The sequence below is a fragment of the Fluviicola sp. genome (assembly GCF_030151805.1).
Classification (GTDB): domain Bacteria; phylum Bacteroidota; class Bacteroidia; order Flavobacteriales_D; family Crocinitomicaceae; genus Fluviicola.
The window spans coordinates 1-9534 of the sequence record NZ_JASLCN010000303.1 but is presented as its reverse complement, the minus strand read 5'-3'; the positions used below and the strand labels follow the sequence as shown (position 1 = coordinate 9534).

Genomic DNA, 9534 nt, shown 5'->3' with positions numbered 1-9534 from the left:
TTGGGATTGTTTGTGACGGCGACTTGTGAGTTTACAAAGTTTGATGATCCTTCCCGGGAATCGATCGGTGAATTGATTTCGCTGAATCCGAAAGGAGGTTCGATTTGTTTGATGACAACGACTCGTTCGGTATATATTTCGATCAATACGCAGGTAGTTGCCAGTTTGTTTACGCACGTGATCGAACGGGATGTCAATTTTGATCCGCTGCCTTTCGGAGAAATCATGCGCAGAACTAAAAATACGTCCGGTTCATCTGATAACAGAAGGTGTTTCAATCTGATCGGAGACCCGGCTTTGAAAATTTCCCTGCCGAAATGGAAGATCGTAACGGATTCGATTAATCATAAACCGCTTTCTATGGGGGCAGATACCGTAAAAGCACTGACAAAAATGCATGTGGTAGGACATTTGGAAGATTACAATGGAAACAGATTAACGACGTTTAACGGTGTTTTGGCTCCTACCATTTTTGACAAACCGAAAAGTGTTCAGACTTTAGGAAATGATCCGAATTCACCGATCATAACGTTTAAGACTCAAAAGAATGCGCTTTACAAAGGTCGAGCAACGGTAACCAACGGAGATTTTAAATTTGAATTCATCGTTCCGAAAGATATTGATTTCAATTACGGAAGAGGAAAAATCAGTTATTACGCGGATAACAAAGTAATCGACGCGGATGGCTGGGACTCCACTTTTGTTGTCGGAGGAATTAATCCGAATCCGCCGGTAGATAATGTGGGACCAGAATTGAAGATTTACCTCAATGACGATTCTTTTGTGAATGGAAGTATTTCCAGCGCGAATCCTTTATTGGTTGTGGAAGCTCATGATGAATTCGGGATCAATACCGTCGGAAACGGAATCGGGCATGATATTACGGCTGTTTTGGATGGGAATACCGGGAGTCCGATTATTCTGAATGAATATTACAAATCAAACCTGGACAGCTATCAGAATGGTAAATTACAATATACATTGAGAAATCTTTCCGTTGGTGCACATACATTGGATGTGAAAGTATGGGATGTGAACAACAATTCAAGTACGGTTCGCCTGGAGTTTACGGTAACCGAAAATCAGGAAGTTCAATTGGATCACGTGTTGAATTACCCGAATCCGTTTACTACACATACCACTTTCATGTATGAACACAATCAATCCTGTGCTTCGTTGGAAACTCAGATCAATGTGTATACGGTTTCCGGTCGTTTGGTAAAGACGATTAATCAGCTGGTTCCAACAAACGGATTCAGAGTAGAAGGAATTTCCTGGGATGGAAAAGATGATTTTGGAGATCAATTGGCCAAAGGTGTTTATGTTTACCAATTAAAGGTTACGATGCCTGATGGTAAAAAAGCTCAAAAAATGGAAAAGTTGGTTCTTTTAAGATAGTTGCACAATAAAAGTGTCAATTTTGCGTATTTTTGTCACAATTAAAACTGAAATAGATTCATGTTATCACATAAGTTATTGATTTTTACGTTTTTTGTTAGTTATCTTTCTTTTGCACAGCCTGGTGGACAAGGAGTTACACAAAACGATATCCAGTTAAACACCATTACCACTGCACTGCCCTTTTTAGGCATCAACCCGGATTCCAGATCCGGCGCGATGGGAGATGCGGGAACAGCTTTGAGTCCGAACTCATCTTCTGTCATGTGGAATACAGCGATGCTTAATTTCTCTGAAGATAAGTCTGAAATTGGAATTAGTTACACTCCCTGGCTGAGACAGTTAACAAATGATATGCACTTATCTTACCTTTCGGGTTATGCGAGAGTGGGAAGCAGACATGTTGTTGGGGGAGCATTGCGTTATTTCAGTTTAGGAGAAATCACTTTTACCGATGGAAATAACAATTACATCCGTGAGTTCAAACCGAATGAATTTGAATTGACTTTGGCGTATGCATTTAAATTGGCAGATAAACACAGTATCGGGGTAAACGGAAAATTTGCTTATTCCAACTTAACGGGTGGATTGGTGACTGCAGGAACGGAAACGAAAGCTGCAATTGCGGGGATGGCAGACATCTCATATGCTTACAGAACGGAAGATATTAACTGGTTTAAAGTAAACGGAATTTACTCTTTGGGAGTAACGATTACAAATGTTGGTAACAAGGTTGCTTATTCGGCAAATGCACGAAGAGATTTTCTTCCGACTACTTTGAAAATCGGAAATGCCTATACAGCTAAAATTGACAAGTACAATAAATTGACTGTAAGTATCGATGTTTCGAAATTGCTGGTTCCTTCACCTGCAGTATATGCAAACATTGACGGTGAAAAAACATTGATCTCAGGAAAAAGCAACGATGTTGGTGTAATCGCCGGAATGATCCAATCGTTCTACGATGCACCGGGAAGAGTAATCAGAGACAGTAACGGAGATCCGATTGCGAACGGAGACGGAACTTTTCAAGTGAAAAAAGGATCCAAGTTCGGAGAAGAGATGCGTGAAATCATGATCGGTTCCGGATTGGAATACTGGTACAATGACATCTTTGCGCTTCGCGGAGGATATTTTTACGAAAACATTTCAAAAGGAGGTCGCCAGTTCTTTACCATGGGGATCGGATTCAAATACAATATTTTCAGCTTTGACTTCTCTTACCTGGCTGCAATGAAGAGAAATAATCCATTGGCAAATACGATGAGATTTACACTTCGATTCACGTTGGGAGATAAATCAACAAACGATTCCAAGGCTAAACCGGAATAATGGATATTCGAATTGGTTTTGGTGTTGATGTTCATCGCCTGGAAGAAGGTCGCGAATTTTGGATGGGAGGGTTAAAGCTCCCATCTTCATTTGGTGCCGTCGGACATTCGGATGCGGATGTCTTGATTCATGCCATTTGTGATGCCTTACTCGGAGCATTGAACCTGCGTGATATCGGTTTCCATTTCTCAGACACCGATCCCAAATACAAAGGAATCGATTCGAAAATTCTGCTGAAAAATGTCATGACACTGATTGCTGAAAAAGGGTTCTCAGTGGTGAATATTGATGCAACAGTTATTTTGGAAAAACCGAAAGTAAATCCGCATATTCCGGAAATGCAGGCTGTTCTGGCAGCATTACTGGAAGTAGAAACCGACAGGGTTTCGATCAAAGCAACTACCCACGAAAAAGTAGATTCATTCGGAGCAGGCGAGGCCGTGAAAGCGTATGCTGTTTGTTTGGTTTCGAAGAAGTAGAAAATGTTCAAATTGATTTAATTAAACAATGTCTCAATTTTGAATTTTCCATTTTCAATTCATTGAACTTTCGAACCCTTTTAACCTGTTGAACCTTCTTCAAGAATCATATCATAGCGATGCATTCCTTCGCCGTAAGCATTCTCAGTTATTTTCACTGTTCTGAATCCATACTTTTCAAAAAAGGGGTAGGAAAATTGGGTGGTATCCAAAATGACTTGTCTGCCCGGAAATTGCTTTTTGATTTCAGCCATGCGAAAAACCAATAGTTGTTCACCAAACCCTTTCTTGTGGTACTCGTTGTGAACCATTCCCCAGGCAAAAGTGATTGCATCTTTCCCTTCTTTTTCAGCAAAACCGCCACAACCGATGAGTTTGTTATCTAATTCCATCACATAATACGGCAACTTATCAGATTCTTCCGGATTTTCCAGCTTCGTTAAGAATTGTTCAAAGTCGTTCACTTCCTCCGCAGTGAAATATTTCGGAACATTTGTTTTGAATGCTTCCATGCACGCGCTTTTGTCGGAAACGCTATACTTTCGGATAGTTGCCTGATTTTGAGTCATCGGATAGTTGTTTACTGATAAAGATAACTGTTCCTGTTCATAATTTCAAAAGCCAAGTAAGTGCCACCTTGGGCAGACTTCGTATATTTGTCGTCATAAGAATCTCAAATGAAAGTAAACCCAGCATATAATACGAAAGAAAGTTTATTGGAATTGTACAACAAGCCGTTGTTGGAACTGGTGTTCGAAGCAGCCACGATTCACCGTCAATTTCATAACCCGAGAGAAGTACAGATGTCTTCTTTGTTGAGTATCAAAACAGGTGGTTGCCCGGAAGATTGTGGATATTGTCCGCAGGCTGCACGTTATCATACCGATGTGGAAGCTCATAAACTGATGACTGTTGAATCGGTGATCGAACAGGCGAAGAATGCACAGGCAAACGGTTCATCGCGTTTGTGTATGGGAGCTGCCTGGAGAGAAGTGCGCGATAACAAGGATTTTGACAATGTCATCGAAATGGTTGCTGCAGTCAATGATCTTGGAATGGAAGTTTGCGCTACGCTTGGAATGATGAATGAAAATCAGGCACACCGTTTGAAAAATGCAGGTTTGTTTGCATACAACCACAACCTGGATTCATCCAAAGAATTCTACGGAGATGTGATCTCTACCCGTGAATACGAAGATCGTCTGAATACGATTGATAATGCAAAAAAAGCAGGTTTAACAGTTTGTTCCGGAGGAATTATCGGAATGGGCGAGGCGATCGAAGACCGTGTTGGTTTATTAATGAGCTACATGGAAATGGAAAATCCACCGGAATCTATTCCTATCAATGCATTGGTAGCGGTTGAAGGAACGCCGTTGGAGGATCAAAAGCCAATCGAACAATGGGAGATGATCCGCATGGTTGCCACAACGCGCATTGCTTTCCCGGAAGCAGTAGTACGCTTGTCTGCTGGAAGAACAAAAATGACCATGGAAGGCCAGGCTTTGTGTTTCATGGCAGGAGCAGGATCCATTTTCGCAGGAGATAAATTGTTGACTACTCCGAACCCGGAATTCAACGAAGACAAGGAAATGTTCCAGATTCTGGGATTGATCCCGAAAGAAGCATTTGCTGATGGTGAACAACCGGTTTCAAAACCAGATCCGATTATCCAGGCAAGAAAAGAAAAAGAGGCACAAAGAGCGAAAGAATTGGCGGAGGCGAAAATTGCTTCAGCAGGATTCACGCCGAGAAAAGTGACCACCCTTTCGTAAGAAATGAACGTGAAATTTCAAAAGCGTTTACAAGATAGACAAGAGAAGGGGAGTTTGCGCTCCCTTTTGTCGTTTGATGGCTTGATTGACTTTTGGTCGAATGATTATTTGGGATTGGCCCGAATTCCGCACCAAATTGAAATCCTGGGAAGTACAGGGTCCCGATTAATTTCAGGGAATTCCAAAGCGGTTGAAGCGGTTGAAAAGCAAATGGCGGCTCATTTTCAATCGGAAGCTGCTTTGATCTTCAATTCGGGCTACGATGCCAATCTGGGATTGTTCTCATCGCTTCCGCAAAAAGGAGACACCATTATTTACGATGAATTGGTACACGCCTCGGTCCGTGACGGAATCCGCTTAAGTTTCGCGAACGCCTTTTCGTTCCGGCACAATGACGTTCAGGATCTGGAAAAGAAGCTTCAAAAAGCAGAAGGAAGCGTTTTCGTAGCTGTAGAGTCACTTTACAGCATGGATGGAGATCTTGCTCCTCTGAAAGAAATAAGTAGATTGTGTAAAGCATACGGAGCATTGCTCATCGTTGACGAAGCACATTCCGGAGGTGTTTTCGGAGAAAATGGTTTAGGGTTGTGCCAGGAACTCGGAATCAGCGAAGACGTATTTATCCGTTTGTTCACTTTTGGAAAAGCATACGGAACACATGGCGCTACGGTTTGTTGTTCGGAAGAAGTGCGTCAGTACCTAATCAATTTTGCGCGCTCTTTTATCTATACAACAGCACTTCCGGAAAGTTTTTACCAACACATGATGAGGCAGGTTGAATTAAGTAATAATGAATCTTTGAGAGAACAGCTGCAACAAAACATTACATCTTTTTCTGACAAAATCAATTCGACAATCAGCTCAACCCGTTCCCCGATTCAGATCATGGAATTCTCAGAGCTGGAAACCTGTAAAGCAAAAGCAGCAGAACTTCAACAGGCCGGTTTTGCCGTGAAAGCTATTTTACCACCTACTGTTCCGACCGGTTCTCAGAGATTGCGGATTTGCATCCATGCATTCAATACCAAAGACGAAATCGACCGGTTGACTGATTTATTGAAATAAAAGGAGTGTATTGCGCCTTCGCTTTTGGATAGAATTGAAGCTGTTCGTAATATTACGTCCTGGTTTTAGTGGTATTATTTTCTAATTTACCCATAAAAGGTGCTATAAACGGGTAAACTTCCGGTAATTTGACTGGACGTAATATTGCGGAATTACGCCCGTATTGAATCGAATTCCGACAAGCCTGATTTATTTTCTTTCATTTTTTTGAAATAAAATTTGGAAACTTAACAGTGTTAAGTATATTTGCATCATTCAATTTTGAAAATGGGAATTAACGAACGCAAGGAACGGGAAAAAGAAGAACTGCAAAAAAGCATCCTGACAGCTGCCAGGGAAGTCTTTTTGGAGAAAGGTTTTGACCAGACCTCTATTCGTTCGATTGCCCAAAAAATTGAATACAGTCCCACAACGATCTACCTGTATTTTAAAGATAAAGATGCTATTATCTATGCTTTGCATACGGAAGGATTTCAATTGCTGGTGAGCAAAATGGAGGTGCTCAACTCGGTTGAAAATCCGTTCGAACGCTTAAAGGCAATGGGACGCATTTACCTGCAATTCGCCGCGGATCACCCAGATTATTACGATTTGATGTTCGTTCAGAACTCACCGATGAACAAACTCGATGAGGACGATGAGACGTGGAAAGAAGGAATGGTGGCTTTCGAAGGCTTGAAATGGACCATCCAGGAATGCATGGAACAAAAATACCTTCCGTTTGAAGATGCAGAGGTCGGAGCCTACATGGTTTGGGCAACGATGCACGGAATGATCAACTTGTATGACAGGGGCAGATGCAAGGTTTTGGATGAAGTGAAACGCGAAAAAATCGTGGATCTGGCTTTCTCCGAATTCTTAAAATTGCTCGATTCGTATAATCGCTAATTTTTTTAATATTTACTTAACACTGTTTATTAAAATAACAATGATTACTATGAAGCAGAAATTAATCATTTTACTGACAGGACTGGGAAGTATGCTTTTTCTCCCAAGTGCCTGGTCTCAGGAAGTATTAGACGCATATATCAAACAAGGATTAGATTCCAATCTGGTATTGAAACAGCGTTCAGTTCAATTGGATAAAGCGCTTTTGGCTTTGAATACAGCAAAGAGCAATTTTCTTCCTTCCGTTAACTTCAACGCATCTTATACCAGCGCTGAAGGAGGTCGTTATTCCGAACTTCCGGTTGGAGATATGTTGAATCCCGTTTATTCGACCCTGAATCAAATGACCGGAACAAGTGCCTTTCCGCAGATTCAGAACCAACAAATCAATTTCTTACCCAATAATTTCTACGATACTTATATCCGGACTTCCGTTCCGCTTCTGAATATGGACATTTACGCAAACAAGCGCATCCAGGAACAAAAGGTGGAATTGAGCAATCTGGATATGCAGGTTTATGCCCGGGAATTGGTGAAAAACATCAAAGTTGCTTACTACAATGTGATTATGGCTTCCAAATCGGTTGCCGTGTATGAATCGAATAAAAAGATCCTGGAACAGAACGTGGCTTTGAATGAAGCGTTAATCAAACAGGGAAAAGGTTTGAAAGTGAACCTGCTCAAGGCGCAAACGGAATTGATGAAGATGAATACGTCGATTTCCACTGCAAAGAACCAATTGAAGAATGCCGAAGCGTATTTCAATTTCCTGATCAACCGATCCTTGGATACTCCAATCATTCTGGAAGAAGTTGCTACATCCAACCCGCAATTGGAAACGGTGAAAGAACGCGAAGAAGTGGGGCTGATCAATCAATCCATCGAGATTCAGGAATCGGTTTTGAAAATGAATAAGAACTATTGGGTTCCGAAAATCAATGCTTTCCTGGACTTAGGTTCACAGGGAACGAATTGGGAAGTCAGCAGAAAATCGGCTTACTATATGTTCGGTGTTTCGGCTTCTATTCCGATCTACAATGGTTCGCGCAATCAGCAGCAGATCAAGCAAACCAAATACGAACTGGAAAACGCGCGTTTGCAGCTGGATCAGGTAGAACAGCAATTGGAATTACAACGGCAACAAGCACTTCGCAATACTTTGAATGCGCGGGAAAACTGGGAAACCGCGAAAGTACAATTAGAAGCCTCCAAAGAATATTTTGCCCTGGTTTCAGGCGCAAACAGAGAAGGATTAACGAGTCAGTTAGAGTTTATTGATGCCTCCAATCAAGTAACGAACGCTGAATTATTCGTCCTGATCCAATATCAAAACTACTTGAGTTCCCTGGCTGAACTTGAGCGGGCAGCAGCAACATATCCATTGAATATCAATCATTAAACTATTCGAATATGAAAAAAATAATAACATCCGGAATAGCGCTTTCTTTGTTTTTGGCTTCGTGCGGCTCCAAAGAAAAGGCTACGAATGAAATTCCCAAGATGGAAGTAATTCCTGTAAAACTGGAATCGTTGAAAGCCATGAACTCCAGTGAAGAAATTCATGTTTCGGGACAATTCACAACAGATGATGAAACCTATTTATCCTTTCTTTCCGGTGGTGTAATCCAGAAATTGTATGTCAAAGAAGGAGATAAAGTAAGTAAAGGTCAATTATTGGCGACGCTCGATTTGACCCTGGTGAAAGCAACGGTCAGCCAGGCGAAATTGGGACTGGAAAAAGCAAAACGTGATTTGGAACGGGCTAAAAACCTGCAAAAAGAAGGATTTGCTACCCTGGAACAAATGCAGAATGCTCAAACCGCTTTTGATGTGGCTGAAGAACAGCTTGAATCAGCGTTGTTCAATTTAAAATACGCGGAAATCCGTGCTGTTTCAAACGGATTTATCTTGCGTAAACTGGCCAATCAAGGTCAGTTGGTTGGGAGCGGAACTCCTGTTTTTGAAACAAACGGTGCAGGAACCAATGCTTTTAAACTGAAAGTCGGAGTAAGCGATCGTCAGTGGAGTCAGATTCAAATCGGAGATGTTGCGGAAATAGAAGCAGATGTATTCAAAAACCAAAAAGTACAGGCCAAAGTTTCCCGGAAATCAGAAAGCATTGATCCGTACAGCGGAACGTTTACGGTTGAGTTGGAGTTGAACGGAAAAATTCCTGCAGGTTTGGCAAGCGGTGTTTTCGGAAAAGCTGTCATTCGCCTTTCGCAAACTTCCGAGAACTGGAAAATTCCCTACGAAGCTTTGTTGGACGGAAATGCAAACGAAGGATTTGTTTTCATTTCAAACGATCAGAAGACAGTGAAGAAAGTGGCCGTGAAGGTGGAAAACCTGGATCAGAATGTGGTGGAAGTTTCGGAAGGTTTGGAAGGATACAAATACGTGGTGGTTTCCGGTGGACCTTACCTGAACGAGGAATCAACAATTTCTGCAAAATAACTTCCCGACGATGAAAATAGCAACATACGCAGTACGCAATTACCAGTTCACACTGGTGTTGTTTATCATGGCGATCGCGTTGGGGGTCAATACGCTTCTGACTATGCCGCGGAGCGAGGATCCGACGACCAATTCCCCAATGT

General features: G+C 41.8%; 9 protein-coding genes. 8 read left to right on the top strand and 1 reads right to left on the bottom strand.

Going from position 1 to position 9534, the window contains the following annotated elements; genetic code table 11:
• The 3 genes from porU to ispF form a co-directional block, all read left to right on the top strand.
• Positions 1-1398, top strand: a 1398-nt coding sequence (porU, locus tag Q1V93_RS11655; protein ID WP_300664881.1) for a type IX secretion system sortase PorU, incomplete at its 5' end; no start/stop codon positions are given.
• Positions 1399-1458: 60 nt separating this feature from the next.
• A complete protein-coding gene (gene porV, locus Q1V93_RS11650; RefSeq protein WP_300664879.1) occupies positions 1459-2730 on the top strand; it encodes a type IX secretion system outer membrane channel protein PorV in 1272 nt (423 codons plus the stop codon).
• Positions 2730-3209, top strand: a complete 480-nt coding sequence (gene ispF / locus Q1V93_RS11645; protein WP_300664877.1) for a 2-C-methyl-D-erythritol 2,4-cyclodiphosphate synthase — start codon at positions 2730-2732, stop codon at positions 3207-3209. The genes porV and ispF overlap by 1 nt, the downstream gene beginning before the upstream one ends.
• A gap of 80 nt (positions 3210-3289) precedes the next feature.
• On the opposite strand, the gene Q1V93_RS11640 is transcribed toward ispF, so the two are convergent.
• Positions 3290-3778, bottom strand: coding sequence for a GNAT family N-acetyltransferase (locus Q1V93_RS11640; protein ID WP_300664875.1), 489 nt, complete (start codon positions 3776-3778; stop codon positions 3290-3292).
• Between the two features lie 108 nt (positions 3779-3886).
• Between Q1V93_RS11640 and bioB the strand changes: the two genes are divergently transcribed.
• From bioB to Q1V93_RS11615, 5 genes are all read left to right on the top strand, one after another.
• Positions 3887-4984, top strand: coding sequence for a biotin synthase BioB (bioB, locus tag Q1V93_RS11635; RefSeq protein WP_300664873.1), 1098 nt, complete (start codon positions 3887-3889; stop codon positions 4982-4984).
• A 54-nt stretch (positions 4985-5038) separates the two neighbouring features.
• The gene (locus Q1V93_RS11630) at positions 5039-6049 is read left to right on the top strand and encodes an 8-amino-7-oxononanoate synthase (protein WP_300664871.1); all 1011 of its coding nucleotides are present in this window, start codon (positions 5039-5041) and stop codon (positions 6047-6049) included.
• 267 nt (positions 6050-6316) lie between these two features.
• Entirely contained in the window at positions 6317-6937 is a 621-nt protein-coding gene (locus Q1V93_RS11625) for a TetR/AcrR family transcriptional regulator (protein ID WP_300664869.1), read from the top strand.
• A gap of 49 nt (positions 6938-6986) precedes the next feature.
• Positions 6987-8336, top strand: a complete 1350-nt coding sequence (locus tag Q1V93_RS11620; RefSeq protein ID WP_300664867.1) for a TolC family protein — start codon at positions 6987-6989, stop codon at positions 8334-8336.
• 11 nt (positions 8337-8347) lie between these two features.
• Complete coding sequence (locus Q1V93_RS11615) at positions 8348-9391, top strand: efflux RND transporter periplasmic adaptor subunit (RefSeq protein WP_300664865.1); 1044 nt, start codon at positions 8348-8350, stop codon at positions 9389-9391.
• Positions 9392-9534: the final 143 nt, after the last annotated feature.

What these genes read in the sequence shown, in the direction of transcription:
- porV (WP_300664879.1), top strand. Translation starts at nt 1,459, where the DNA reads ATGTTATCACATAAGTTATTGATTTTTACGTTTTTTGTTAGTTATCTT.
- Q1V93_RS11620 (WP_300664867.1), top strand. Translation starts at nt 6,987, where the DNA reads ATGAAGCAGAAATTAATCATTTTACTGACAGGACTGGGAAGTATGCTT.
- Q1V93_RS11625 (WP_300664869.1), top strand. Translation starts at nt 6,317, where the DNA reads ATGGGAATTAACGAACGCAAGGAACGGGAAAAAGAAGAACTGCAAAAA.
- Q1V93_RS11640 (WP_300664875.1), bottom strand. Translation starts at nt 3,778, where the DNA reads ATGACTCAAAATCAGGCAACTATCCGAAAGTATAGCGTTTCCGACAAA.
- bioB (WP_300664873.1), top strand. Translation starts at nt 3,887, where the DNA reads ATGAAAGTAAACCCAGCATATAATACGAAAGAAAGTTTATTGGAATTG.
- Q1V93_RS11615 (WP_300664865.1), top strand. Translation starts at nt 8,348, where the DNA reads ATGAAAAAAATAATAACATCCGGAATAGCGCTTTCTTTGTTTTTGGCT.
- ispF (WP_300664877.1), top strand. Translation starts at nt 2,730, where the DNA reads ATGGATATTCGAATTGGTTTTGGTGTTGATGTTCATCGCCTGGAAGAA.